The 25,040-nt window shown below is 65.3% G+C and carries 23 protein-coding genes; 6 read left to right on the forward strand and 17 right to left on the reverse strand.

The window, feature by feature from the left end; translation table 11 throughout:
• Positions 1-96 precede the first annotated feature (96 nt).
• Positions 97-1,257, forward strand: a complete 1,161-nt coding sequence (locus BMI86_RS17580) for a lytic murein transglycosylase (RefSeq protein WP_246831761.1) — start codon at positions 97-99, stop codon at positions 1,255-1,257.
• Between the two features lie 33 nt (positions 1,258-1,290).
• On the opposite strand, the gene BMI86_RS17585 is transcribed toward BMI86_RS17580, so the two are convergent.
• The 4 genes from BMI86_RS17585 to ade form a co-directional block, all read right to left on the reverse strand.
• Entirely contained in the window at positions 1,291-2,166 is an 876-nt protein-coding gene (locus BMI86_RS17585; protein ID WP_078542491.1) for a DMT family transporter, read from the reverse strand.
• A gap of 87 nt (positions 2,167-2,253) precedes the next feature.
• The gene (locus tag BMI86_RS17590) at positions 2,254-2,541 is read right to left on the reverse strand and encodes an HU family DNA-binding protein (protein WP_075776797.1); all 288 of its coding nucleotides are present in this window, start codon (positions 2,539-2,541) and stop codon (positions 2,254-2,256) included.
• Between the two features lie 131 nt (positions 2,542-2,672).
• Entirely contained in the window at positions 2,673-4,148 is a 1,476-nt protein-coding gene (locus BMI86_RS17595) for an AMP nucleosidase (RefSeq protein ID WP_078542492.1), read from the reverse strand.
• Positions 4,145-5,947 carry an adenine deaminase gene (gene ade, locus BMI86_RS17600; RefSeq protein WP_078542493.1) on the reverse strand — a complete coding sequence of 601 codons (1,803 nt, stop codon included), beginning with the start codon at positions 5,945-5,947 and terminating at the stop codon, positions 4,145-4,147. The genes BMI86_RS17595 and ade overlap by 4 nt, the downstream gene beginning before the upstream one ends.
• Positions 5,948-6,048: 101 nt before the next feature.
• Between ade and BMI86_RS17605 the strand changes: the two genes are divergently transcribed.
• A complete protein-coding gene (locus BMI86_RS17605; protein WP_078542494.1) occupies positions 6,049-6,900 on the forward strand; it encodes an SDR family oxidoreductase in 852 nt (283 codons plus the stop codon).
• On the opposite strand, the gene BMI86_RS17610 is transcribed toward BMI86_RS17605, so the two are convergent.
• On the reverse strand, positions 6,888-8,123 hold the full coding sequence (locus BMI86_RS17610; protein WP_078542495.1) for an MFS transporter: 1,236 nt from the start codon (positions 8,121-8,123) through the stop codon (positions 6,888-6,890). The two genes, BMI86_RS17605 and BMI86_RS17610, sit on opposite strands and share 13 nt — an antisense overlap.
• A gap of 172 nt (positions 8,124-8,295) precedes the next feature.
• Here BMI86_RS17610 and BMI86_RS17615 point away from each other — a divergent pair, with 172 nt between their 5' ends.
• The gene (locus BMI86_RS17615; RefSeq protein ID WP_078542496.1) at positions 8,296-8,892 is read left to right on the forward strand and encodes a glutathione S-transferase family protein; all 597 of its coding nucleotides are present in this window, start codon (positions 8,296-8,298) and stop codon (positions 8,890-8,892) included.
• Between the two features lie 52 nt (positions 8,893-8,944).
• On the opposite strand, the gene BMI86_RS17620 is transcribed toward BMI86_RS17615, so the two are convergent.
• The 7 genes from BMI86_RS17620 to BMI86_RS17650 form a co-directional block, all read right to left on the reverse strand.
• Entirely contained in the window at positions 8,945-10,303 is a 1,359-nt protein-coding gene (locus tag BMI86_RS17620) for a cytochrome c peroxidase (protein WP_210402737.1), read from the reverse strand.
• A gap of 25 nt (positions 10,304-10,328) precedes the next feature.
• Entirely contained in the window at positions 10,329-11,963 is a 1,635-nt protein-coding gene (locus tag BMI86_RS17625) for an alkaline phosphatase family protein (protein WP_078542498.1), read from the reverse strand.
• A gap of 294 nt (positions 11,964-12,257) precedes the next feature.
• Positions 12,258-13,445 carry a TIGR03862 family flavoprotein gene (locus BMI86_RS17630; protein ID WP_281480122.1) on the reverse strand — a complete coding sequence of 396 codons (1,188 nt, stop codon included), beginning with the start codon at positions 13,443-13,445 and terminating at the stop codon, positions 12,258-12,260.
• Positions 13,442-14,464, reverse strand: a complete 1,023-nt coding sequence (holA, locus tag BMI86_RS17635) for a DNA polymerase III subunit delta (protein WP_078542499.1) — start codon at positions 14,462-14,464, stop codon at positions 13,442-13,444. The genes BMI86_RS17630 and holA overlap by 4 nt, the downstream gene beginning before the upstream one ends.
• Complete coding sequence (gene lptE, locus BMI86_RS17640) at positions 14,461-14,958, reverse strand: LPS assembly lipoprotein LptE (protein ID WP_078542500.1); 498 nt, start codon at positions 14,956-14,958, stop codon at positions 14,461-14,463. Before lptE ends, holA begins: the two co-directional genes overlap by 4 nt.
• Complete coding sequence (gene leuS / locus BMI86_RS17645; RefSeq protein WP_078542501.1) at positions 14,945-17,503, reverse strand: leucine--tRNA ligase; 2,559 nt, start codon at positions 17,501-17,503, stop codon at positions 14,945-14,947. The genes lptE and leuS overlap by 14 nt, the downstream gene beginning before the upstream one ends.
• Before the next feature lie 153 nt (positions 17,504-17,656).
• On the reverse strand, positions 17,657-18,205 hold the full coding sequence (locus tag BMI86_RS17650; protein WP_078542502.1) for a DUF3576 domain-containing protein: 549 nt from the start codon (positions 18,203-18,205) through the stop codon (positions 17,657-17,659).
• A gap of 350 nt (positions 18,206-18,555) precedes the next feature.
• On the opposite strand from BMI86_RS17650, the gene BMI86_RS17655 reads away from it, so the two are divergent.
• Together BMI86_RS17655 and BMI86_RS17660 are read left to right on the forward strand one after the other, a co-directional pair.
• Complete coding sequence (locus BMI86_RS17655; protein ID WP_078542503.1) at positions 18,556-19,590, forward strand: porin; 1,035 nt, start codon at positions 18,556-18,558, stop codon at positions 19,588-19,590.
• A 99-nt stretch (positions 19,591-19,689) separates the two neighbouring features.
• The gene (locus BMI86_RS17660) at positions 19,690-20,343 is read left to right on the forward strand and encodes a YggS family pyridoxal phosphate-dependent enzyme (RefSeq protein ID WP_078542504.1); all 654 of its coding nucleotides are present in this window, start codon (positions 19,690-19,692) and stop codon (positions 20,341-20,343) included.
• On the opposite strand, the gene BMI86_RS17665 is transcribed toward BMI86_RS17660, so the two are convergent.
• Positions 20,340-20,894: a L,D-transpeptidase family protein gene (locus BMI86_RS17665; RefSeq protein WP_078542505.1), complete on the reverse strand. Its 555-nt coding sequence runs from the start codon at positions 20,892-20,894 to the stop codon at positions 20,340-20,342. The two genes, BMI86_RS17660 and BMI86_RS17665, sit on opposite strands and share 4 nt — an antisense overlap.
• Positions 20,894-21,970 carry a GTP cyclohydrolase II gene (gene ribA, locus BMI86_RS17670; protein WP_078542506.1) on the reverse strand — a complete coding sequence of 359 codons (1,077 nt, stop codon included), beginning with the start codon at positions 21,968-21,970 and terminating at the stop codon, positions 20,894-20,896. The genes BMI86_RS17665 and ribA overlap by 1 nt, the downstream gene beginning before the upstream one ends.
• A 142-nt stretch (positions 21,971-22,112) precedes the next feature.
• Between ribA and BMI86_RS17675 the strand changes: the two genes are divergently transcribed.
• Positions 22,113-22,799 (forward strand): response regulator transcription factor, encoded by a 687-nt coding sequence (locus tag BMI86_RS17675; RefSeq protein WP_078521549.1) that lies wholly within the window; start codon positions 22,113-22,115, stop codon positions 22,797-22,799.
• A 91-nt stretch (positions 22,800-22,890) separates the two neighbouring features.
• Here the strand turns inward: BMI86_RS17675 and BMI86_RS17680 are convergent, their stop codons facing one another.
• The 3 genes from BMI86_RS17680 to BMI86_RS17690 all read right to left on the reverse strand — a co-directional run bounded on the left by BMI86_RS17680 (position 22,891) and on the right by BMI86_RS17690 (position 25,005).
• Complete coding sequence (locus BMI86_RS17680) at positions 22,891-23,235, reverse strand: DUF3775 domain-containing protein (protein WP_078542507.1); 345 nt, start codon at positions 23,233-23,235, stop codon at positions 22,891-22,893.
• Between the two features lie 67 nt (positions 23,236-23,302).
• A complete protein-coding gene (locus BMI86_RS17685) occupies positions 23,303-23,920 on the reverse strand; it encodes an aminotransferase class IV family protein (protein WP_078542508.1) in 618 nt (205 codons plus the stop codon).
• Positions 23,893-25,005: an aminodeoxychorismate synthase component I gene (locus BMI86_RS17690; protein ID WP_078542509.1), complete on the reverse strand. Its 1,113-nt coding sequence runs from the start codon at positions 25,003-25,005 to the stop codon at positions 23,893-23,895. Before BMI86_RS17690 ends, BMI86_RS17685 begins: the two co-directional genes overlap by 28 nt.
• Between the last annotated feature and the right edge of the window lie 35 nt (positions 25,006-25,040).

Below are 25,040 nucleotides of genomic sequence, written 5' to 3' on the forward strand. Positions count from 1 at the left end.
ATCATCCCACTGACATTTATGGCATTTTCTGCGCTTTCGGCCTGCGCGGGGCCTCCCGAATCCTCGCCCCGGCCGCTGGCGCGGGGCAGCGCGCCCGTGGCAGACCCGATCCCGCGGACGGACGCCGCGACGGAAGCGCGTTTCGAGTCCTTCCTCGCGGGGTTCAAATCCCGTGCGCTGGCGAACGGCATCACCGAATACACCTGGAATCGCGCGATGGCCGATGTGCGCTACAATCCCAAGGTGATCGAGCGCGACCGCTACCAATCGGAATTCACCAAGTCGATCTGGGATTACCTCGACAGCGCGGTTTCGGATGAGCGCGTCGCAACCGGCAAGCAGATGCTGCGCCAATACGACGGGCAGCTGAACGCGATCGAGCGCAAATACGGCGTCGACAAAGAGGTCGTCGTCGCGATCTGGGGCATGGAAAGCCGCTACGGCGCCTATCGTGGCAAGACCGCGATCATCCCCGCGCTGGCGACGCTGGCCTATGACGGGCGGCGCGGCGAGTTCTTCGCCAAGCAGCTGATCGCGGCGCTCAAGATCATTCAGTCGGGCGACGTGGACGAGCGGCACATGACCGGCTCTTGGGCCGGGGCGATGGGCCACACGCAGTTCATCCCAACCTCCTACCTGTCCTATGCAGTCGATTTCACCGGCGATGGTCGGCGTGATATCTGGTCGGAAGATCCGACCGATGCGCTGGCCTCGACGGCGGCCTATCTGGCGCGCTCGGGCTGGTCGAAGGGGCAGCCCTGGGGCGTCGAGGTCATCCTGCCCTCAGGCTTCAACTACGGCCTCACCGGCAAGGGTACGAAGAAGAGCCCTGCCGACTGGGCGGCGCTTGGCGTGCGCTCGGCCACGGGCGGCACGGTGCCGAATTACGGTTCGGCGTCGATCCTCGTGCCAGCGGGCGCGAAGGGGCCCGCCTTCATGATCTTCGGCAACTTCCGCGCGATCTCGCGCTACAACTCCGCCGACAGCTACGTGATCGGCGTGGGGCATCTGTCGGATCGTCTGAAAGGGAAGGGGCCCTTCGTGCAGGATTGGCCCCGCACCGGCAAGCCGCTCAGTTCCAAGCAGAAGGTCGAGCTGCAGGAGCGGCTGACCGCGGCGGGCTTCGATACGGACGGCACGGACGGCAAGATCGGTGCGAATACGTCGAAGGCGATCGTGGCCTTCCAGAAATCGCGCGGTCTGCCGCCCGATGGCTACGCCACGCTGGAGCTGCTGCAGGTGCTGCGCGGCTCGTGAATTGCTAGGCGTAAAGTTCAGGGGCGCGGGGGGTTACCTCCGCGCCTCCTGCTTTGAGATCTGCACCGCGAGAATGCCGCCTGCGATCACCAGAACGCCAAGCGCGTCGTGCCAGTCGACATGCTCGCCCAGCACCGCCCAGGCGATCGCGACGCCGAAGACCGGCGTGAGGAAGTGGAAGGTCGCCGCGCGCACCGCGCCGATGCGGCCCACCAGCCGGAACCAGACCCAGGTCGCCATCAACCCTGGTACGATCACCGTGTAGGTGAAGGCGAAGGCCAGTGTCGGCGTCACCTCGACGGAGAGATGCTCGGTGAAGGCGGAGACCACGGCGAGGCTCACAGCCCCCACCAGCATCTGCAGGCCGACGATCATCAGCACGCCGCCACCGCCGCCGCTCGCGCCGCGTACGGTGAGCGTCGCCACCGCCAGGGCCAGTGCGCCCGCGACGCAGAGGCCGAGCCCGAACGGGTCGATCCCGCCTTGCAGCCGTGCGCCCATGATGATGCCGACGCCCGCGAAGCCTGCCACCAGCCCGGCGATGCCGAGGGGCGGAATCCGGTCGCGAAAGACGATCCAGCCGAGTGCGCCGACGATCAGCGGCATGGTCGAGGCGATGATCGCCGCGACCGAGGCTTCGACCGTGGTCATCGCGACCCAGTTAAACCCTAGGTAGAGCGCGTTTTGGCAAATTCCGAAGATGATCGTGGCGCGCCATTGCGCCCGGCTCAGCCGCCAGCTTTGGCCGAAGGCCAGTGCCAGCGCGATGCCGATCCCCCCGGACAGCGCGAAGCGCAGGGCAAGGGCTGCAAGGGGCGGAGCCTCTGCCACGATGATATGCGTGGATGTGAAAGCCGAAGACCACATCAGGGCAAAGGCGAGCCCCATTCCGATCGCGCGCAGATCCATCTTTCCTCCGGGCCTGAAAAAGGGCGCCCCGATTGCTCGCGAGCGCCCTAAAAAATTGGCTGTCCCTCGATTGAGAGAGTCCTGCGATCAGGAGTTAACGCTGTCCTTGAGCGCTTTCGCCACGGTCACTTTGACCTGCTTGTCAGCCGGCTTCTGCATCTGCTCGCCGGTGGCCGGGTTGCGGACCATGCGCTCGGGGCGCTCGCGGCAGTAGACTTTGCCAATGCCCGGCAGGGTAACGGCGCCGCCGTTCGACACTTCTTTGGTGACGACGTCGGTGATCGCGTCGAGTGCGGCCGAAGCCGTCTTCTTGTCGGCGTCCATCGCCTCGGCGAGGGCTGCCACCAGCTGGGTCTTGGTCATCGGTTTCGACATATTCGTTCCTCTCTCCGCCCCGGTAATCCAGGGTCAATTTCGTCCGCGTTGCACGGTTGGTGGGCCATGTTCCACACGTTTTTATTGAGCATGGCAAGCCCTTTTCCCAGAATGGGCGGGTTTTTCCCACGTCACAGAAAAGCTGTTTCCTCGAAGCTACGCAATTTCCTGCTGTGAATCCGATCCAGAGGCATCTCGCGAAGTTTCTCCATCGCGAGGATGCCGATCAGCAAATGGCTCGCCACTTGCGTGCGGTAGAATTCGGTCGCCATGCCCGGCAGCTTCAGCTCGCCATGCAGCGGTTTGTCCGAGACGCAGAGAAGCGTGCCGTAGGGCACCCGGAAACGGAAGCCATTCGCCGCGATCGTCGCGCTTTCCATATCGAGCGCAACCGCGCGCGACTGGCTCAGGCGATGGACCGGGCCGGATTGGTCTCTCAACTCCCAGTTGCGGTTGTCGATGGTCGCGACAGTGCCGGTCCGCATGATCCGCTTCAGCTCGTAGCCTTCCAGCTTCGTCACTTCGGCCACCGCTTCCTGCAGCGCGATCTGGATCTCGGCCAGCGCCGGGATCGGTACCCAGACGGGCAGATCGTCGTCGAGCACATGGTCTTCGCGTAGATAGGCATGGGCGAGCACGAAGTCGCCCAGCTGCTGCGAATTGCGCAGGCCCGCGCAGTGCCCGACCATCAGCCAGGCATGCGGGCGCAGCACGGCGATATGGTCCGTCGCGGTCTTCGCATTAGACGGGCCGACGCCGATATTGACTAGCGTGATCCCGCCGCCATCCGCACGCTTGAGGTGATAGGCGGGCATCTGCGGCAGTTTCGCGAGGCCCGGAATCTCGTCCTGCGGGTCGGTGATCTCTTGATTGCCCGGCGCGACGAAGCTGGTGTAGCCCGAGTCCTTTTCGCCCAGCAGGCGCCGCGCGACGGCCTCGAACTCATCCACGTAGAACTGGTAGTTCGTGAACAGGACGTGGTTCTGGAAATGCTCGGCCTTGGTGGCGGTGTAATGCGACAGGCGCGCCAGCGAGTAATCCACCCGCTGCGCGGTGAAGGGCGCTAGGTGGCCCGAGCCATCCGGGTTCGGCCCCGCCATGCCGTTGACGATATCGTCGTTCATCCCCGCAAGGTCCGGCACGTCGAACACGTCGCGCAGGCTGAAATCGAGCACGCCTTCCTGCGGCACCGTCACTTCCGGATGCGCGGCCACGGCGAAATGCACCGGGATCGGGGTGTTGGAGGGGCCGATCGTGACCGGGATATTGTGGTTCTTGATCAGCAGACCCAGCTGCTGCGTCAGGTAGTTGCGGAACAGGTCGGGCCGCGTGATCGTCGCCGTGTAGGTGCCCGGCAGCGCCACATGGCCGAAGCTCAAGCGGCTATCGGCCTTGATATGCGAGGAGACGGAGATGCGCACCTCCGGGTAGAAAGCGCGAAAGCGGTTCCGCGCGGTTTTGCTCTCGAGCGTTTCGTTGAATTTCTCGAGCAGGAAGGCGGTCGCCTCGTCATAGAGCGCCTCGAGCCGGGCGACGGCCTCGGCGGCATCGGTAAAGGTCTCCGCAGCTGCAGTTTCCGGGGTGATGAGTTCAAGTGTTTCGTTCATTCAAAAAGATCCGTCAGTTCAAAACGCGTCACGTCGACGAGGCCCAGATCCGAAATGCGGATCTCGGGAATGACGACGAGCGCGAGCAGCGAATGCTGCATGTAAGCGTTGTTCAAAGTGCAGCCGCAGGCGGCCATCGCCTCGACCATCTTGGCGGCGCGTGCGGCCACCGTTTGCGCCGGATCGTCCGACATCAGCCCTGCGATCGGCAGCGGCACGGCGGCGATCTCTTCCCCGTCCTTCCAGACAGAGACCCCGCCGCCCATCTCGCCAAGCGCATTGGCGCAGGCCGCCATCATCTCGCGGTCGGTGCCGACCACGATCATGTGGTGGCTGTCATGCGCCACGGTAGAGCCCATCGCCATGCGCCCCTTGTAGCCGAAGCCCGAGACGAAGCCGTTGGTGACGCCGCCTGTGCCCTGATGGCGTTCCACCAGTGCAATCTGCGCGATGTCCTTGGCGCTGTCGGGCTGGGCGAGCCCGTCGGCGACGTCCAGCTCCGCCGTCAGCGCCTTGGTGGGGGCCTGGTTCTCGACGACGCCGATCACGCGGGCGGTGACCGTGTTGGCCCCCTCCGGGGCCGCGATCTCGAAATCCGCTGCCGTCAGGGTCTTGCCCAGATGCACCGTGTTGCGGGCGCTGTCGGGCCAGTCGTAATGCGGGCAGTCCACCAGCAGCTCGCCATCCTTCGCGACCGTCTTGCCCCGCGCGATGACCTGCTCGACAGGCAGGGTCGCCAGATCCGAGGTCAGAATCACATCGGCCCGGCGGCCCGGGGTGATCGAGCCCAGTTCGCGCTCCAGCCCGAAATGCGTCGCGGTGTTGAGCGTGCACATCTGCAGCGCGACCAGAGGATCGGCCCCGCACTCCACCGCATGGCGGAAGACGCGGTTCATATGCCCGTCATTCACCAGCGTACCGGAATGGCAGTCGTCGGTGCACAGGATGAAGTTGCGCGGATCGAGACCCTTCTCGGTGACGGCGGTGATCTGCGTCTCCACGTCATACCAAGCCGAGCCGAGCCGCATCATCGAGCGCATCCCGTTGCGCACCCGGGCGATTGCGTCGGCCTCGCAGGTGCCCTCGTGATCGTCGGCGGGTCCGCCCGCGACATAGGCGCGGAACGGCGCGCCCAGATCGGGGGAGGCGTAATGCCCGCCCACGGTCTTATGCGCGTTCTGCGTCGCCGCGATCTCGGCCAGCATCTTCGGGTCGGCATTGATCACGCCGGGGAAGTTCATCATCTCGCCCAGACCGATGATGCCGGGCCATGTCATCGCCTCGGCCACATCCTCGGGGGTGATCTCGAAACCGGTGGTCTCCAGCCCCGGCGCGGAGGGCGCGCAGGAGGGCATCTGGGTGAAGATGTTGACCGGCTGCATCAGCGCCTCGTCATGCATCATCCGCACGCCGTCGAGCCCCAGCACATTCGCGATCTCATGCGGATCGGTGAACATGCTCGTCGTGCCGTGCGGGATCACCGCGGCGGCGAATTCGGCGGGCGTGAGCATGCCGCTCTCGATATGCATATGCGCGTCGCAGAGCCCCGGCACCATGTAGCGCCCCTCGGCCTCGATCACGTCGGTGTCGGGTCCGATTGCGTCCGACAGGTCGGGGGCCACGGCGGCAAAGCGCCCTTCGGCCACGGCGATATCGTAGCCGTCGAGCACTTCTCGGGAGTGGACATTGACCCATTTGCCGCCCCGGATCACGAGGTCGGCGGGTTCGCGCCCGGAAGCCACGGCAATCAATCGCGGTGCGGCTTCGGGCCAGGATTTAATCTTGTTCTTCTGTTCCATGTCCAAGCCTGTCATTGCGTGCGGGAAGGTTCAAGAGACGTTGTTATGCCTTCACACAGCCTCTACCTATGACGGATGACAGAAACGCAAAGGAGGCCGTGATGCCGACGCTTCTTTCCATCGGACATGGCTATTCGGCCCGTGCGCTTGCGCCGCTTCTTCTGGCGCGCGGCTGGCGGGTGATCGGCACCACGCGAAGCGTAGATAAGGCGGAAATGCTGCGCAGCGAAAGGGTGGAGCCGCTGGTCTGGGAAGGCGGGCCTCTGCCGCTCGATCAGGTGACGCATTTGCTGACTTCCGTAGCCCCCGGACCCGAGGGCGACCCGGTTCTCGCTGCGCAGCATTCCGAAATTGCTGCATCGCAGCATCTGGAGTGGATCGGCTATCTTTCGACGGTCGGCGTCTATGGCGATCAAGCGGGCGGCTGGGTCGATGAGGCAACGCCGCTGACCCCCTCGACCAAGCGCGGACAGGCGCGGGTGGAGGCGGAGGCGGCTTGGGGCGCGCTCGCCGCAGCCCATGACCTGCCGCTGCATATCTTCCGGCTCGCGGGGATCTACGGACCCGGGCGCGGACCCTTCGAGAAGGTACGGCAGGGCACAGCCCGGCGGATCGTCAAGGAGGGGCAGGTCTTCTCGCGCATCCATGTCGAGGATATCGCGCAGGTGCTGCTGGCCTCGATCGACAATCCCGATCCGGGCGCGGTCTATAATGTCTGCGACGACGATCCCGCCCCGCCGCAGGACGTGATCGCCTATGCGGCTGAGCTGCTCGATCTGCCGCTACCGCCCGAGGTGCCGTTCGAGAAGGCAGATCTCAGCCCGATGGCGCGCAGCTTCTATGCCGAAAGCAAGCGGGTGCGGAACGACAAGATCAAGCGCGACCTTGGCGTCACGCTCCGCTACCCGGATTACCGCGAAGGGCTGCGCGCGCTGCTCGATCAGGCGGGCTGAAGCTCGACCCGTTTCTCGCGCACCGGCAGGTGCACGATGGCCGAGAATGCGCCGACGCCCACGCCGACCCACCAGACCAGCGTGTAATCGCCGTAGATGTCGTAGAGCTTGCCGCCCAGCCAGACGCCGAGGAAGGCGCCCACCTGGTGCGAGAAGAAGACGATTCCGTAGAGCGTGCCCATGTAGCGCAGCCCGTAGATATGCGCGACCAGCCCCGAGGTCAGCGGCACGGTCGCGAGCCACAGCGCCCCCATCGCGAGCGAGAAGATCAGCACCGTCGCGGGCGTCATCGGCGTCAGGATGAAGGCGCCGGCCACGAAGGTCCGCAGCAGATACACCCCCGCCAGAAGGTATTTCTTCGACCAACGCTTGCCCGCCCAACCCGCGAAGATCGTGCCCGCGATATTCGCGAGGCCGATCACCGAGATCGCGGCGGCGCCGAGCGCTGAGGTCGTCTCGATCCCGATCCCGGCCAGCAGCGATCCGGGCGGTACCGCGCCGCACATCTCGGTCACCATCGCGGGGAAATGCGCCGTTATGAAGCCCAACTGATAGCCGCAGGAGAAGAAGCCGAGGAAGATCAGCGTATAGGACGGATCGCGGAAGGCGCGCGTCAGCACGGTGCCCATGCTCTCGGCCAGCTCTTCGCGGCTGGCGCGTTCAGAGGCGCGGATCAGCGGCAGGAAGGTCAGCGAGGCGAGGATCACGGCGGCGAAGATCACGAAGACCGTCTGCCACGGGAAATGGCCGAGCAGAAGCTCCGCCATCGGGGCGCCGAAGACCTGCCCGGCCGAGCCTGCCGCCGTCGCTATACCCAGCGAGAGCGAGCGGTTCTCGTCCGAGGTCGCGCGGCCCACCACGGCGAGGATCACGCCGAAGCCCGTACCCGCGATGCCGAAGCCCACGAGGATTTCCAGAAGCTGATGCTGCCCCGGCTCCATCGCGAAGGCCGAAAGCACGAGACCGAGCGCATAGACCAGCGCGCCGAGGATGATCGCGAGCCGGTCGCCCCAGCGCTCGGCAATCGCGCCGAAGATCGGCTGCCCGATCCCCCAGGCGAGGTTCTGTACCGCGATGGCGAGCGAGAATTCGGCGCGTGGCCAGTTGAACTCGCTGGCGATCGGAATCTGGAAAACGCCGAAGCTCGCCCGGATGGCGAAGCTCAGCATCAGGATCACGGCACCGCCGATCAGAACCGGCGTGAACAGTTTGGCTTGCGTCATTTTACATCTCCCGGCGGATCTCCCTTCCGCGCGGGCCGCATTTCGACATGTATGCTGCAGCGCGTCAATCGCGGGCTTGTCCGGGTCACAATCGCGCGGAGATGATTGTGCGGTGCCCTTGAACCTCCCCCGCAGCCGTGGCCCAATGTCGCGACTTTCGACGGGAGGCAGGATGTATACGGTTATCGGAACGGTCGGCTCGCGGACGCTGCGCGTGCTGTGGATGCTGGAGGAACTGGGCGCGGAGTATCAGCATGTGCGGGCCGCGCCGCGCTCGGACGATGTCGTCGCTTTCAACCCGGCGGGCAAGGTGCCGGTGCTGGTCATCGACGGCACGCCGATCACCGATTCCACGGCGATTCTCACCTATCTCGCGGATGCGCATGGGAAATTTACCCATGAGGCGGGCACGCTGGAACGCGCGCGGCAGGACAGTCTGACGCAATTCCTGCTCGATGAGTTCGACGCGAATCTTTGGACCGCGGCGCGGCACAGTTTCATCCTGCCCGAGGAATTGCGGCTGTCGGGCATAAAGAATTCGCTGCGCTGGGAGTTCGAGCGGTCGCAGCGCACGCTGATCCACCGGATGGGCGAGGGTGAGTTCGTGATGGGCGAGGAAATGACCGTGCCCGATATCATTCTGGCGCATTGCCTCGACTGGGCGCTGATGGCGAAATTCCCGATCGTCGAGCATCGGCTGAGCGAATATCACGACCGGATGCGGGCGCGCCCTGCCTATAAGCGCGCGGTTGCGATGCGCGACGGGTGAGGGGGCGGCCTGCGAGCCCCCACTCCGCACTGGCAATCAGCCTTGACCCAAGTCATTCATCTGAAGGCGAGTAGCCGTCGGTGAGGGTTTGCAGGAAGGCGATGATATCCGCCTGATCTGCCTCGGTAAGCGCGTCGCCATCCTCGGGCGCGCGTCCGAACGGCGCATCGGCGCGATCGATATTTCCCTGATAGCGAGTGGGCAGGTCGTCGAAGCGCTTCACCTGACCGTCGCGTGTGGGATAGATCGCGCGCGGGTCGCTGTCGCGCTTGGCGTAGAAGCGCAGCACCTGTTTCAGGCTCGTATAGACGCCGTTGTGAAAGAAGACGTGCCGGGTCGCGACGTTGCGCAGGCTCGGCGTCTTGAACATCCCGCAATTGCCGGGCTGCGTCGAAATCGCATCGTGGCGCAGCGGGCCGCACAGGCCGAGATCGACATAATGCGGATCGGCATTGGCCGGGATCGCCGGGTTGCGCGGCACGCCGAGCGCCTCATATTCGTAATCGGTGAATTGCGGCGGGCGACCGTCGGCGGACCGCGTGTCGAGATGACAGGCCGCGCAATTGCCTTTCTTCGGATCGTCGAAGAGTGCCCGTCCGCGTGCCTCTGCGGGCGACAGCTGCGCCTCGCCCGCGAGAACCGCATCGTATTTGCTGGTATAGGGGTGAAATTCCACCGCCTCGGTCTGGTAGCGCGACAGAGCGAAGGCGGCCTCGTCGATCAGCATCTTGTCGTCGTCCCGCACGGACGCGCCAAAGAGCTGCGCGAAGCGGTCGCCGTAGCGCGCTCGCAGGGTCGCGGCGAGGGTTGCGCGGTCGGGCTCTGCCATCTCGAAATGGGTGAAGAGGACGGCGAGCGCCTGCTCTTGCAGCGTGTCCGCGCGCCCGTCCCAGAACAGACCACCGCGCGGCACCGGGCTCGCGGGAGCGGGCGCACCGGCGGTTTTCCGCGGCGCGGGCAGCGTGGAGGCGCTTGGCGCTGCGGTCTCTTTCGCGCCTGCGCCGCGCTGTGCGACCGCCAGCGGCGCGGCTTCTCCCGCCTCCGAGGTCGGATCGAGCACGCCGAAGGTGAAGGGTGGCGTCTGGCGCTTATAGGTGAGCGAGGGCACCGCGCGCAGCCCGGGCAGGTCGAGATGTGGCCCGCCAAGCTGCACTGCGCGGGCATTGGAGGGCGCGAAGTGATTTTTCGGGTCGTGGCAGCTCGCGCAGCTCATCTGGCCACTGGCTGACAGGTTCGGGTCGGAAAACAGCGCCTTGCCGATCGCGGCCACGGCGCTCAGATCGGCATCGCCCTGTGGGGGCGCATCCGGCGCGGGGTCGGACGCAGCCCCGACGGAGGCGGCCGAAAGGAAGGCCGCGAGCGTGATGCTCGCGGCCCCCTTTGCCGAACGGATCGTCTTGGGAGTGATCAATCGTAGGTTCGGCAATCTCATCGCCTCAGCCCTTCGGGGTGCCGGTGGCCGGGTCGAGGATCAGCTTGCCATTGGCCGCTTTCGAGAAGTCGAACATGCCGTTGAGCGTGCCCGCCTGTGCGTCGAAGGAGCCCTGACTGATGCGCTGCCCGTTCAGCCAGTTATCCTCGATGAACTTGGTGACCGAGGATTGATCGACCAGCGTGTGATCCACCGCGTTCTTCTTCGCATAGGGCGAGATCACCAGCATCGGAATGCGGGTGCCGTAGCCGCAGCGACCCTGCGCCGGCTTGCCGTCGAGACCGGGCAGCGTCTTGTCGCTGGCGCATTTGCCGCCATTGAGCACGTCATAGCCCGCGACCGGGATGTTCGAGCCGTTCACCACCGCCATCGCGTGGTCATACCAGCCATCGGAGTCGTCATAGGTCACGACGATCGCGGTGTCCTTCCAGTCCTTCGATTGTTGTAGCGCGTTCACCGCGTTGACGATGAATTCCTGCCCGTCGAGCGGGTCGGAATAGCCCGCATGACCGTCCTGATAGGCGGACGCTTTCAGGAACGTCACCGCCGGCAGGTTGCCGTTCTTCAGCGCGGCGTAGAAATCCTTGCTGTCATATTGGTGGTTCGCGCCGCCATCGTCAGAGGTGCCGATCGCATCGACCGAGGCGGGCCGGGTGTGATCGAGGTTCTGGGTCGATTTGTAATACTGGAAGGGCTCGTGGTGGGGGATGTAGTCCTTCGAGGTCTCGCCGGTCACCTGCGAGAGCGACGAGCGGTCGCAGCCGGTGGTGCCGTTGCCGTTCACCGCGGTCAGATCGAAGCCGCCCTCGAACCAGCCCCAAGTGACGTTTTTCGCGTTCAGCAGATCGCCGATATTCTTGCCTCCCATCAGCGTGGTCGGGTATTTCGGGTTCGAGCAGACATCGCCGGTCGGGTCGAGATCCGAGATCATCGTCCAGCCGCCATTGCCGTCGGGCACGACGCGACCCTTGTCATAGGTGCCATCGGCCGCGAGCTTGTAACCCTTGGGCAGCACAGCGCCATTGGTCTGGCCCGAGACGAGGTTGATCGCGCCCGGCGTCGAGGGGCCGAAGGTGCTCGAGAAGGCGTTGTCGTTCATCGCGTAGGCCTGCGCGTAGTTCCACAGCGCGGTGACGGTGTTGCCGTCATAATAGCCCATCACCTGACCCTTGGTGCCGAAGGCGCCCGTGCCGCCCTTGGTGCCCTTGCCGGTATTGGCCGGGAAGGCATCCATCTTGCCACCGTGGAACGCGGCCTGCTCGGCGGTGTAGCCGTGGTTCTGGTCCGCAGTCGCGGCCTGCGTCCGGTCGAGCCGGAAGGGGGCGGCGGCATTCGCGCCATTCGCGGCATTGGTCTTGTTGGGGTTGTTCTTCAGCAGACCGGCGCTTGCGAGCGTATCGGCCTTGGGGGTGTCCTTCGCGGCGGTGAATTGCGGCTCGCCCTTGGGGTTCGCGGCGTTCGGATAGGTCGCGAAGTAGTGGTCGAAGGAGACGTTCTCCTGAAAGATCACCACGAGATGCTTGATCGGGGTGGCGGTCTGGGTGTCGGCGGCGGCGGTGGTGCCCGCTTGGGCGGTCGCGGCGGCGCAAGTCAGCGCGAGTGCGCTGACGGCACCGGTGAGGCGGAGCGTGTCGGTCATCTAAAGTCCCTCATTCAAATGGCAGCTTCCCCGTGAGCTACGGGGCGCGTGGCATCTCGCTAGGAACGGCGTTTGGCAATTTGGTGACAGTCCCGCTCACGCACCATCACCACTGGGTGAGACCCCCGCGGATGCACGCGGATGGGATGCAGCGTGAGCGTTCGGTGATCGGCCTGGGCGGTGGCGATGCGCGACGGGTGAGGGGGCTCTGCCCCCGTCGCCGGAGGGCGACAAGCAATGCGGAAAGAGGGGGCTCCGCCCCCGGTCCTACGGACCTCCCCCGGGATATTTCTATCAAGAAGAAGCGAGCTGTCGCGCGGCGGCGCGTCCGGCATGGCGGCCGGAGGCGAGGCAGGCGGTCAGCAGATAGCCGCCCGTCGGTGCTTCCCAATCGAGCATCTCGCCTGCAGCATAGACGCCGGGCAGGGCATTCAGTTCCAGATCGTCGGTGAGGCTGTCCCACGTGATGCCGCCTGCGCTGGAGATCGCCCCGGCGATCGGGCGCGGTGAACCGAGCGGGACGGGCAGGGATTTCAGCGTTGCTGCGAGCTGCGCCGGGTCCTTGGGCAGCGGGCGGCCCCATTCCAGCGCGAGCGCGAGCTTCACCGGGTCCAGCTTCGCGCCTTTGCGCAGGCGGTTGGTCAGGCTCTGTTTCGGCGGGATTTTCGCAAGCCGCGCGGCGAGGTCTTCGGCGCTTTGATCCGGGGCGAGATCGAGGCTCAGCGGCGCGCCCTCGCGCAATTCGGCGGAGAGTTCATAGATGCCGCCGCCTTCGAGCCCGCGCTCCGAGATCACGAATTCCCCGCGCGTGCGCCGCGTCGGCGTAATCAGCGCAGCACCTTTCACAGGCTGGCCAAGCTGGTTTGTCATATGCGCCGACCAGTCGATCTCGAACCCCATATTGGCGGGGGCGAAGGGGGCGATCTCCACGCCTTTTGCGCTCAGCCACGGCACCCATGCCGCATCCGAGCCAAGCCGCGGCCAGCTTGCGCCGCCGAGCGCGAGGACCGTGGCATCGGGCCTCAGGCTCTGACGTCCCTCGGGCGTGTCGAAAATCAGCGCGTCGCCGTCGAAGCCCTGCCAGCGCCAGCGGGTGCGGATCGTGACGCCAAGGGATTCGAGCCGCGCGATCCAGGCGCGCAGCATCGGCGAGGCTTTCATCACGGTCGGGAAGACCCGGCCGGTGGAGCCGGTGAACAGCTCGACACCCAGATCGCGGGCGAAACTCTGCGTGGCCTCCGGGCCGAATTCGCGGGTGATCGCGGCGATCTGCGGGTGGGAATAGTGGGACAGGAAGGCGTCGAGCGGCTCGTCCCTGGTCAGGTTCAGCCCGGATTTTCCCGCCATCAGGAATTTGCGCGCCAGCGTCGGCTTGGCCTCTGCCAGTGTGACGGAGACGCCGGCCCGCGCCAGTTCCTCGGCTGCCATCAGGCCCGCCGGGCCGCCACCGATGACGAGCGCGGATTTCGCCGCCGCGCTCACCGCCGGGCCAGCATCGCGAGCCGCATCAGCGCGCGCTCCATCACCGCCATTTGCGGCGCGCGGCTGGCGGAGCGCAGCGTCAGATCGGTCTCGACCAATTCCTTCAGCGCTGTCTCCAGCTTGTACATGCCCCAGCTTTGCGCCTGCCGCTGCATCCGGTCGCGGCGCGGGCCGAAGATCGGCGGGCGCATCCGCGCGATGCCTGCACCGGGGCCCTGCGGGTCGGAAGCGGCGGCATGCAGCGCGCGGAAATGGCGCATCGCGGCGATGGCGAGCTGCACGGGCTGCACCCCTTGGCTTTCCAGCCGCCGCATCACCGGGCCAAGCTCGGGCGCGCGGCCCTCGGCCACGATGGAGAGCACATCATCGACGCCCGCCTCGACCGAAGAGGGCGCGCAGGCGGCCACGTCGGCGGGGCCAAGTGGCGTGGTGTCGCCGAATTTGTAGAGCGAGATCTTCTCGACGGTCTGGCGGAAATCGCCCGGATCGAGCGCCCGCGACAGCGCCACGAGGTCGGTCATCGCGTCGTTCGAGATGTCGCGCAGACCGGCGCGGCGCAGGATATCCTCGATCTCCTCGCGGCTTGGAGGGTCGTCGTAAATCCCGACGGAATAGGCGTTGTTGTGGCCCTCAAAGGCTTTGCGCAGCTTCGATTTCGCGGCGAGCGAGCCTGCGGTGATCACGATCTGCGCATCGCCTTCGCGCCATGCGTCGAGCGCGGTCTTCACTGCGTCCGAGACCGCATCCGTCGCGTCCTCGACGAAGGCCACGCGCGGGCCGGGGAAGAAGCCGACCTCCTTGATCGCATCGAGTAGTAGCGAGGGTTGCTTGCGCAGATCGCCGCCGGCGATCCGGCTCAGGCGCATCTCTTCTTCGCCCTTCGGGCCGATCAGCGCGGCGATGACTTCCTGACGCCGCAGGGCCACGCGCATCGCATCGCCCCCGAAGATCAGCAGGCCGGTGCGCTTGGGCTCGGGTTTGGCGAAATAGCGGGTCGCTGCTACGCCGGTCAGCTTCATTCCGGCAGACCCGGCGCTTGTGACAGAAGTCGCGTCACGATCTGATCGGCGAGGATCACCATCAACCGGCGATGCGCGTCTTCCTGCGCGGCCTGCGAGGCGACAACGGTGCCGGTCGCGGACCACGAGGTGAAGGAGGTGACGCGCCCGGTCAGCAGCACGGCACTATCCGCCGCATCGCGCAGCGTGTAATCCACCGTGCCGTTGAGCTGGTAGCGCGTCGTGGCGTTGTCGGGCGAGATGCCCTGACCGAGCGACTCGGTGTCGATCTTGTAGTCGAGCCGGTAGCGGGTGACCTGCGAGGCCCCCAACCGGGCGTTCAGCTGCTGGACGAGGGCGAAGGCGTCGCGCGTCGTGGGCGCGGCCGGTTCGACCCCTTCGAGCAGTTTCGCCGCCCCACCCTGAGGCCCGTAGGCCGGGGTGAAGCCGCAGCCCGCGAGCAGGCCAGCCGCCCCCGCGAGCCCCAGAAATCCGCGTCTGTCAGATGACCACATTGACGATCCGCCCCGGCACAACGATCAGCTTCTTGGGCTGGCCACCGGCCAGCGCCTTCACGACAGCTTCGTCGGCCAGAACCAGCTTTTCAACCTCTTCCTTCGGCATGTCCTTGGGCACCGAGATTTCGGCGCGGCGCTTGCCGTTGATCTGGATCGGCAGCGTCACCGAATCCTCGACCAGCAGCGCCGGGTCGGCCTCGGGCCAACGCGCCGCGATCACGAAGCCCTCGCCGCCCAGCATCGACCAGACCTCTTCGGCGAGGTGCGGCACCATCGGCGCCAGCAACTGCGCCATCAGCTTCATCGCCTCGCGCTTGGTCTCGGCCCCGGCCTTCGACTTCGACATCGTGTTGGTCAGGCCGTAAAGCGTGGCGACCGCCTTGTTGAAGGTGAAGCCCTCGATCGACTTGGTGACTTCGTCGATCGCCTTATGGGTGGCCTTCAGCAGCGCCGTATCTTCGGCCTCGTTCGCGGGCGCGTCCGAATTGGCGATATCGTCGGCAATGCGGTGCACGCGGGCGAGGAATTTCGAGGTCGCTTCGGCGCCAGCGGCGGTCCATTCGACGTCGCGCTCGGGCGGGCTGTCGGACATCACGAAGAAGCGGGCGGTATCGGCCCCGAACTCGGCGATGATGTTCATCGGATCGACAACGTTCTTCTTCGATTTCGACATCTTGGCCGAGGGGATGGTCTCGACCGCTTCGCCGGTGGCCTTCAGCTTGCCGTCTTCGACCTCTTCCGGGAGGTGGTAGACGGGACGATTCTTGGCGTCACGCGTGAGGTAGATCTCATGCGTCACCATGCCTTGCGTGAACAGCGCGTCGAAGGGCTCGATCGCTTTCGCGGGCAGGTGGCCGGTCTTGTGCATCGCGCGGGCATAGAAGCGCGAATAGAGCAGGTGCAGAATCGCGTGCTCGATGCCGCCGATATATTGGTCGACGTTCATCCAGTACTCGGCCTCGGCCGGATCGGTCGGCGTGGTAGCACCGGGCGAGGTGAAGCGCGCGTAATACCAGCTCGAATCGACGAAGGTATCCATCGTGTCGGTCTCGCGCTGACCCGGCCCGCCGCAATTCGGGCAGGTGCAGTCGCGCCAGCTCGGATGACGATCGAGTGGGTTGCCGGGAATCGAGAAGTCGATCTTCTGGCCGTCCTCGTCATAGGGCAGCTCGACGGGGAGGTTTTCCTTCTTCTCCGGCACCACGCCGCAGGTCTCGCAATGCACGACCGGGATCGGGCAGCCCCAGTAGCGCTGGCGGCTCAGGCCCCAGTCGCGCAGGCGGAACTTGGTCACGCCCTGACCGATGCCGTTTTCCTCGCAGAAGGCGATCGCACTCGCGACGCCCTCTTCGCCGGTCTGCACTTCGTCGCCCGCGAAACCACGGATGTAGCGGACTTTCTCGGATTTCAGCGGAACGTATTCGGCCTCAGGGTTGTCACCCTCGACCGGCTCGAAGACGGGCGTGATCGGCAGCTCGTATTTCGTCGCGAATTCGAAGTCGCGCGCGTCATGCGCCGGGCAGCCGAAGATCGCGCCGGTGCCGTAATCCATCAGGATGAAGTTGGCGATATAGACCGGCAGTTCCCAGCTCGTGTCGAGCGGGTGGCGGACCTTGATGCCGGTATCCATCCCCAGCTTCTCGGCGGTTTCGATGGCTTCCTCGGTCGTGCCGCCTGCGCGGCATTTCGCGACGAATTCCGCGACTTTGGGATCGTGCCGCTCCAGATGCTTAGCAAGCGGATGATCGGGCGAGATCGCCGCGAAGCTCGCGCCGCGCAGCGTGTCGGGGCGGGTGGTGTAGACTTCGAGCCGGTCGAAGCCTTCCGGCGCATCGACGGTCGAGAAGGCGAATTGCAGACCGCGCGACTTGCCGATCCAGTTGGCCTGCATCAGGCGCACCTTCTCGGGCCAGTCCTTGAGGTTGTCGAGCGCGTCGAGCAATTCCTCGGCATAGTCGGAGATCTTGAAGAACCACTGCGTCAGCTCGCGGCGTTCGACTTCCGCGCCAGAGCGCCAGCCCTTGCCGTCGATCACCTGCTCATTGGCCAGCACGGTCATGTCGACCGGGTCCCAGTTCACCACCGCGTTCTTGCGATAGACGAGACCGGCCTCGAGCATGTCGATGAACATCGCCTGCTGCTGGCCGTAATAGTCCGGGTCGCAGGTCGCGAATTCGCGCGACCAGTCGATCGAGAGGCCGAGCGGCTTCATCTGGTCCTTCATCACGGCGATGTTGCCGTAGGTCCAGTCCTTCGGATGGCCGTTATTGTCCATCGCGGCGTTCTCGGCGGGCATCCCGAAGGCGTCCCAGCCCATCGGATGCAGCACGGAAAAGCCCTTGGCCATCTTATAGCGCGCGACGACATCACCCATCGTGTAGTTGCGCACGTGGCCCATATGGATGCGGCCCGACGGGTAGGGGAACATCTCGAGGACGTAATATTTCGGTTTGGCCGGATCACGGCGCGCGGCGAAGAGATCCGCCTTGTTCCAAGCCTCTTGCCATTTCGTCTCGCTCTGGCTCGGTTCGTAGCGTGCCATGTCGGGCCCCTCATCACGTCGAATTCTGCGCGAGCTTGCTACACTGGCCTTGGGGGCGAGGTCCAGCCGCCGCGCTCATTTGGACAGAAATATCCCCGCCGGAGGCTGGCTCGGGCGGGGATCTGAATGCGTCGTGCGATCGTCGTGCGGGAATCAGAGTTGCGAGTCGCGGACCCGCAGCTGACGTGCACGGGTGAGAATCGCGTTCTCCACGGCGCGCTGCGTATCTGCCGAGACCGCGCCACCCTGCGTGCGGATCGACACCTTGAGCGAACGCGCATCGAGCGCCGGGTCGGTAACGTAAACCGTGGCCTTATAGGCGCGGCCGCCACCCGGCGGGGTGCCGTAGCCGGTCACGATGACGCCGGAGAAGGGGTCAACCTCTTGAATCGGCAGGAAATCGAGCACTTCGAGCGAAGCCTGCCAGAGATACTTGTTCACTTCGACGGTGATATTCGGATCGCCATTGCCGCCGAAAATGTCCCAAACGGTCGACTTCTTCTGAACGCGGCGCGTCGGGCCGTCGATCACGGCTTCATTCGAGCCGGGCGTGTGGTCGAGCTGATTGGCTTCGCGCTGTGAAGCGGTAGCCCCGCCGCCACCCGAAAAGATGTTGCCGCTTGAGATACCCTTGCCGCAGCCTGCGAGCACGAGGCACAGGCCCAGAATTGCCGTGCGTTTCAAAAGGGTTCTGGAAGTCATGCGAAGCTGTCCCCGTCGGCCTGCGTCATTGATTGCCTTTTCTCTAGCTCATGGCCCCCAGCCCGACAAGGTTTTTCCCCTTTGTCCACGGATTTCGACCGACCGGCGCCTCGGGGGAATGCGAGCCGATGCCGCTATACGCGCGTGTAAAGGGAACTGAAAGGCGATGTGCGAGGCGAGCCGAAATAGTAGGCTGACGTTACTGTGACATGTCTGCACCATCAAACGCCCTATTCGACCCGGGCGGGCGCTTTGAGTTGCAATGAAAGGGGTGGAGAGAGAAAACACCGTCATACCCAACTTCGGATTCCCCAGGTTGGGGGTTACCTGTAAGACAATGAGGGAAAACGATGAAAAAGGTTCTCTTCGCGACGACCGCGCTCGTGTTCTCGGCTGGCATCGCTGCCGCTGAGGTCTCGGTTGGCGGCGACGGCCGCATGGGTGTCGTCTACAATGGCGACGACTGGAACTTCAACAGCCGCATCCGCGTCTCGTTCACCGCTTCGGGCACCACCGACGGTGGCCTCGAGTTCGGCGGCTCCGTCCGTGCTGACCAAGCTATCGGTGCTACCCGCGGCACCGAGGCTTCGGTCTACATCTCGGGCGCGTTCGGCAAGCTCTCGATGGGCGACGTTGTCGGCGCTCCGGAAGCTCTGTTCGGCGACTTCTACGAAGTTGGCTACACCGACCTCGACGGTCGCGGTGGCAACGACATCGGCTACCTGACGGCTGACAACGGCGGCAATGTCGACTGCGCCTCGACTGCTGGCCTCAGCGCCTGCGCCAACACCGGCCCGAACCTGCTGTACACCGGCACCTTCGGTGCGTTCTCGGTCGCAGCCTCGATGTCGGACGGCAAGCTGAACGGCGCAACCATCGGCGGTCTCGGCGTTCCGGTCGCGGTCGGCAACAGCACCGTTGCGGCAGCTCTCGGCACCACCGAGACCTCCGTCACCCAAGAGTACGCCATCGCTGGCGCTTACACCTTCGGCAACTACACTGTTGGCATGGGCTACGAGTACTCGAACGGCCGCAACCAGCTCTCGGGCACCGACGTTGACGTCGACATGGTCTCGCTGGCTGGCGTCGGTCAGTTCGGCAACACCTCGGTCAAAGGCGTGATCGCTCACCGTGGTCAAGACGCTGACGTCGACTGGTATGGCATCGGCGCTTCGTCGGTCTTCGGTGCAACCACTGTTGGCGGCTACGTCCAGTACATGAAGGACAACAACGCTCTGGCCGGCACGGATGACGACGTGACCTGGTACGGCATTGGCGCTGAGTACGACCTCGGCGGCGGCGCGTCGATCAAAGGCGGTATCGCTGACAACGACAACAGCGACACCGACCCGATCGCCGACCTCGGCGTGACGTTCTCGTTCTAATCCTTCGGGACAGAACGATGGGAAGAGCGGGCCTTGCGCCCGCTCTTTTCTTTTTGGGCCCTTCGGTGTTTCTTGGGCGCGCTGACGAGGGAGGGCCATATGGGACTGAGCGAGATTCAGGCGCGGATCGCGAAAGCGGAAGCAGAGGCAGGGCGCGAGACGGGATCGGTGAAGCTGATCGCCGTGTCGAAGGTTCAGCCCGCCGAGCGGGTCGAGGCGGTTCTGCGCGAAGGCCATCGGCTATTCGGCGAAAACTATGTGCAGGAAGCGCAGGGCAAGTGGCCCGCCTGGCGCGAGGAATTTCCCGGCTGTGAGGTCCACATGATCGGACCGCTGCAATCGAACAAGGCGAAGCTGGCGGTGGAGCTGTTCGAGGCGATTCACACGCTCGACCGGCCCTCGCTGGGCAAGAAGCTGGCCAATCTGGCGCAGACGCGCGGCGCTTCGCCGGACCTTTTCATTCAGGTCAATACCGGGTGCGAGCCGCAAAAGGCGGGCGTGCTGCCCGACGATCTCGACGCTTTCGTCGCGGATATGCGCGGGAAGGACCTGCCGGTCGTCGGTCTGATGTGTATTCCTCCCGAATCCGAGGACCCCGCACCGCATTTTGCGATGCTGGCCGAGATGGCCGGGCGCAACGGGCTCGACGGTCTGTCGATGGGGATGAGTTCCGATTTCGAGAAAGCGATCGCGGCGGGCGCGACCCATGTGCGTGTGGGTTCGGCGATCTTCGGCGCGCGCGACTATTCCTAAGCTTTGTCGCGGGCGTTGAGCGCCGGGGGCTTTCCGCCCCCGGACCCCCGGAGGATATTTCCGCCAAGCCGAAGGGGAATCTCCAGCGGCTCACCTGGTGTGATGCGCTGTGCGATCCAGATCAGGTGATCGCGGCGGAAGGCGAGGCAGCCCGCAGTCGGGTAGCCCGCGCGGCGGCGCTGATGCAGGAAGATGGCGGAGCCTTTGCCTGCCTCTGCGGTTGGATAGTTCCAGTCGGTCACCAATACGATGTCATAGAGGGGATCTGCGCGCCGCATCGCCTCATGCGAGGCGGGGTAGGGGGCGCGGACCAGTTGGTTATAGGCCGAATCCCCGGGCGCGTCGCACCACAGATCGCGCGGGCCGATCGGTTCGGCCCAGTCCTGAGGCGCGACGATCCGATCCGCGCGGTAGAACATCCGAAGGATATGCAGCCGCCCAGAGGGGGTTGCGCCGTCGCCCTCCTGCTTGCTGCCGCTGACGCCGCCGCGGCCGATCTCGACCGGGAAGCGGCGGCCGCGAAACAGCAGGCCGGTGGGCGTGAGGCGCATCACAGGATGTGCCCCGATTTCGCGGCCTTGGTGGCGAGGTAGTTCTCGTTATGGCGGCTCATGCCAACCTTCAGCGGCACGCGCTCGGTCACGTCGATGCCGTTGGCTTCCAGCATCGCCACCTTGGCAGGGTTGTTGGTCAGCAGCCGCACCTGCGAAAATCCGAGCTTGCGCAGCAGCGCCGCGCCGATGCGGAAATCGCGCTCGTCATCCTCGAAACCGAGCCGGTGGTTCGCCTCGACCGTGTCGAATCCCTGATCCTGCAGCGAATAGGCGCGCATCTTGTTGGCCAGCCCGATCCCGCGCCCTTCCTGATTGAGATAGAGCAGGATGCCCGCGCCCTCATGTCCCATCAGTGTCAGCGCCGCGTCCAGCTGCGGGCCGCAATCGCATTTCAGCGAGCCCAGCACGTCGCCGGTGAAACAGGCCGAATGCAGCCGCGCGAGGACAGGTTTGGAGCGATCCGGGCGACCGATCTCGATCGCGTAATGCTCCTCTGCACCGTTGTCGGGGCGGAAGATATGCAGCCGACCGGCTTCGGCGGCGCGCATCGGCACGCGCGCGGCGGAGACCGGGGCGAACGCCTGCGGGATGTCGGCAGCGGCGAGCGCCTCCTCGGAGGTGACGGTGGTCAGATCCGTCGGCGCAGGGTCGGGCGCTGCGACCATCAGCGCTGCGGGCAGAAGCTGCGCCGATTTCGCCAGCCTGATCGCGGCGCGGGCGAGGTCCGCATCGCCGCCGCGGAGCGCCTTGAGCGGGCCTTTCATCGGCACGCGCAGATCGTCGGCCGGATCGGCGAGCGCGCGCAGCCAGAGCAGATCGGCGTCAGCGGGCACCTCGATCCGCGCGATATCGGCGTCATAGACGCGCGCTTTCAGCGTCTCGGCCCGGCGCGCGGTCAGGACCAGCGTCAGCGGCCCCAGCGCGCGCAACGCGGCCAGCCGCTCGGGCGAGAGCGTCTCGACCGCCACGGTGAGGTGATCGGACAGCAAAACGGGCAGCCCCATGCGCAGATCGGCGCGGGCGCGATTCAGTCGTTCAGCCGGGCTCGGCCCGAGGGAAAAATTGCCGGTCATGCGCTCTGAGATAGCCTCGACTGTAACAAATTGAAATATCTGCCGGTGATTCGACACGTCAGCGTGAGATAGGTTTCACCACCCTTGCCATCGCTGTGAAAGGGCAACAGCTATTCGTCGAACACATATGGAGGCTCAGGACATGGCATCATTGAAGAAGGTCCTTTTGGTTGACGATGACAACGATCTGCGCGAGGCGCTCGCCGAGCAGCTCGTCGCGACCGACGATTTCGAGGTCTTCGAGGCCAGCAATGGTCACGAAGCGGTAGATAAGGCGAAATCGACGCTTTACGACCTTGTCGTTCTGGATGTGGGCCTTCCCGATACCGATGGCCGCGAGCTGTGCAAGAAGCTGCGCAAGAGCGGCGTGAAATGCCCGGTCGTGATGCTGACCGGCCATGACACCGATGCCGACACGATCCTCGGCCTCGACTCCGGCGCCAACGACTACGTTACCAAGCCCTTCAAGTTCCCGGTGCTTCTGGCCCGTCTGCGCGCCCAGCTTCGCACCCATGAACAGTCCGAAGACGCCGTCTTCCAGCTCGGCCCGTATACGTTCAAGCCGGCGATGAAGATGCTGGTGGACGACAAGGACCGCAAAGTGCGTCTGACGGAGAAGGAAACCAACATCCTCAAGTTCCTCTACCGTGCGACCGACGGCGTGGTGCCGCGCGATGTGCTACTGCACGAGGTCTGGGGCTACAATGCGGGCGTCACCACCCATACGCTCGAGACGCATATCTATCGCCTGCGTCAAAAGATCGAGCCCGATCCCTCGAATGCGCGCCTGCTGGTGACGGAATCGGGCGGCTATCGTCTGGTGGCCTGATCCGAGGCGTTTTGCACACCAAGGTTGGAAATGAGGAAGGCGGCTCCTGCGGGGGCCGCCTTTGTCGTTTCCGATGGTCGGAGCGCGCGGCTCAGACCGTGGGGTAGATGTCTTCCTCGGCCTCTTCGAGCGAGATGCCGAGCGAATTGAGCCCGTCTTCGAGATGATCGGCCAGCATCGGATTGCCCAGCAGGTAATCCTCGGTCGGCGCGGTCGCCTCGGCCTTTGCGGTGGCGATCGCCTCGTCGAGTTCCGACGCGTCATAGGTGTCGCGCCCGATCCACATCACCGCGGTCAGCGATGCCTTTTCATCCTCGTTCAGCGCAGCGATGAAGGCGCGCAGCTCGCGGGCCTGCCCTGATCCGGGCACGTCCGCATCGAACTTGCGCGCGCGGATTATGACATGGGCGATTTTCGCCGGGCTGATGGTGAGCATGGCTGCCTCCGTTCTTGGGCTCATCATCTCGCCATTGCACGACCTGCGCAAGCGTTTGCGTGTCGCATCACAACTGCGCGGGGATCAGGCCGCGCAGGGAGTTGCCCATGAAGACCTCGCCTTGCGCCAGATCTTCGGGCCGCAGGACGGCTTCGCGGGCGGCCCCTGTCTCCAGCATCTCCTCGCGCAGGATGCCCGGCAGTAGTCCGCAGGCGCAGGGCGGGGTGAGGTAGATGCCGTCGCGTTTCAGGAAGAGATTGGTGATCGTGCCTTCGCAGAGCTCGCCGCGCTCGTTGAGAAGGATCGCCTCGTCCACGCCCTCGGGTAGGGCGGCGCGGGCGGCATCGTAGGGCGCGCGCGCCGTGGTCTTGAGGCGCAGCATCGGGTCCTGGCTGTCGAGCGTGACGCCCGAGATATGAAGGCGCCAGGCGGTGGTTGGCGTCAGGGGGGCAGAGGTGATCTCGATCGCGCCCTTGGCGTCGAGGGTCAGGCGCACCCGCAGCGGGCTGTCGCCGGAAACTGTCGCGAGGGCCGCCGTCAGTTTCTCTCCGTCGAGCGGATAACCAAGCTGCTCGGCGCTGCGCGTCAGCCGGGCGACATGGCGGGCGCGGCGGCGGATACCTTCGCCGGGATGCCAGCCGAAGGTCTCGATCAGTTTCAGATCTTCAGGAACCGGGTTTTCCAAAGCGCTTCCTCATATTCACCGTGGGCGGTGGAATCATAGACCAGCCCGCCGCCGACATTCACCCGCCATTGGCCGGGGCCGGTCTGCATCAGCGTGCGGATCGCGACGTTGAACTCCATCCGCCCGTCGGGCGCGGCCCAGCCGATCGCGCCGCAATAGATGCCGCGCGGGTCGGGTTCCAACTCGTGGATGATCTCCATCGCGCGGATCTTCGGCGCGCCGGTGACCGAGCCGCAGGGGAACATCGCGCGCAGGATCTCGGGCAGGCCGGTGCCGGGGACCAGCTCGCCCTCGATCTCCGAGATCATTTGGTGAACCGAGCGATAGGTCTCGACCTCGAAAAGGCGCGGCACCTTGACCGAGCCCGGCGTGCAGATGCGCGATATGTCGTTGCGCAGCAGATCGACGATCATCAGGTTCTCGGCGCGGTCTTTCTCGGCCCCCATCAGATCGGATTTAAGAGCGGCGTCCTCATCGGGCGTCGCCCCGCGCGGGCGGGTGCCTTTCATCGGCCGGGTGACGATCTTGCCGCCTTCGACCCGGAAAAACAGTTCGGGCGAGCGCGACAGCAGGCGCACCCCGGCCAGCTCGACATCGGCCCCGTGCGGGACTTGTCCGGCGCTGGACAGGGCGGCGTAAAGCGCCTCGGGCGCGGCGTCGCTCGTCACGGGGATCGGGAAAGTCAGGTTCACCTGATAGCAATCACCCGCGCCGATATAGTCGTGGACAGCCCGAAAGGCTTCGGCATAGCGCGCCTCGGGCCAAAGCGGCTCGCCCAGCTCGATCTGCGGCGCGTTCTCCGAGATCGGCGGCGGGACATCCTCGGGCGCGTCGTAAACCCCGAAGGCCAGCAGCGGCAGGTCGCGGTTCTCGGGCAAGAGCGGTGCGAGGCGTTCGCTCAGACAATAGCCCAGCTCGTAGGACGCGAACCCCGCCAGCCATCGCCCCTCGTCCTGCGCGCGCGTGATCGCCGCGAAAGCTGCGGCCAGATCCTCCGGCGCGTCGGCGCGGATGACCTCATGGGGATCGCGGAAGCGGCAGGGCCGACCGTCCGGCCCCCTGTCGAAACGGACCTCGTCACTCATGGGCGCACTCTATGCCAGTCTCCGGAGGGTCACGC

The organism is Thioclava sp. DLFJ5-1 (genome assembly GCF_002020115.1).
GTDB lineage: Bacteria > Pseudomonadota > Alphaproteobacteria > Rhodobacterales > Rhodobacteraceae > Thioclava > Thioclava sediminum.

Coding starts and splice junctions, on each gene's coding strand:
- BMI86_RS17615 (WP_078542496.1), top strand. CDS start 8,296: ATGTATACGGTTATCGGAACGGTCGGCTCGCGGACGCTGCGCGTGCTG.
- BMI86_RS17690 (WP_078542509.1), bottom strand. CDS start 25,005: ATGAGTGACGAGGTCCGTTTCGACAGGGGGCCGGACGGTCGGCCCTGC.
- BMI86_RS17660 (WP_078542504.1), top strand. CDS start 19,690: ATGGGACTGAGCGAGATTCAGGCGCGGATCGCGAAAGCGGAAGCAGAG.
- lptE (WP_078542500.1), bottom strand. CDS start 14,958: ATGTGGTCATCTGACAGACGCGGATTTCTGGGGCTCGCGGGGGCGGCT.
- BMI86_RS17625 (WP_078542498.1), bottom strand. CDS start 11,963: ATGACCGACACGCTCCGCCTCACCGGTGCCGTCAGCGCACTCGCGCTG.
- BMI86_RS17680 (WP_078542507.1), bottom strand. CDS start 23,235: ATGCTCACCATCAGCCCGGCGAAAATCGCCCATGTCATAATCCGCGCG.
- BMI86_RS17665 (WP_078542505.1), bottom strand. CDS start 20,894: ATGCGCCTCACGCCCACCGGCCTGCTGTTTCGCGGCCGCCGCTTCCCG.
- BMI86_RS17610 (WP_078542495.1), bottom strand. CDS start 8,123: ATGACGCAAGCCAAACTGTTCACGCCGGTTCTGATCGGCGGTGCCGTG.
- BMI86_RS17595 (WP_078542492.1), bottom strand. CDS start 4,148: ATGAACGAAACACTTGAACTCATCACCCCGGAAACTGCAGCTGCGGAG.
- BMI86_RS17605 (WP_078542494.1), top strand. CDS start 6,049: ATGCCGACGCTTCTTTCCATCGGACATGGCTATTCGGCCCGTGCGCTT.
- BMI86_RS17590 (WP_075776797.1), bottom strand. CDS start 2,541: ATGTCGAAACCGATGACCAAGACCCAGCTGGTGGCAGCCCTCGCCGAG.
- BMI86_RS17655 (WP_078542503.1), top strand. CDS start 18,556: ATGAAAAAGGTTCTCTTCGCGACGACCGCGCTCGTGTTCTCGGCTGGC.
- BMI86_RS17650 (WP_078542502.1), bottom strand. CDS start 18,205: ATGACTTCCAGAACCCTTTTGAAACGCACGGCAATTCTGGGCCTGTGC.
- BMI86_RS17675 (WP_078521549.1), top strand. CDS start 22,113: ATGGCATCATTGAAGAAGGTCCTTTTGGTTGACGATGACAACGATCTG.
- leuS (WP_078542501.1), bottom strand. CDS start 17,503: ATGGCACGCTACGAACCGAGCCAGAGCGAGACGAAATGGCAAGAGGCT.
- BMI86_RS17585 (WP_078542491.1), bottom strand. CDS start 2,166: ATGGATCTGCGCGCGATCGGAATGGGGCTCGCCTTTGCCCTGATGTGG.
- ade (WP_078542493.1), bottom strand. CDS start 5,947: ATGGAACAGAAGAACAAGATTAAATCCTGGCCCGAAGCCGCACCGCGA.
- holA (WP_078542499.1), bottom strand. CDS start 14,464: ATGAAGCTGACCGGCGTAGCAGCGACCCGCTATTTCGCCAAACCCGAG.
- ribA (WP_078542506.1), bottom strand. CDS start 21,970: ATGACCGGCAATTTTTCCCTCGGGCCGAGCCCGGCTGAACGACTGAAT.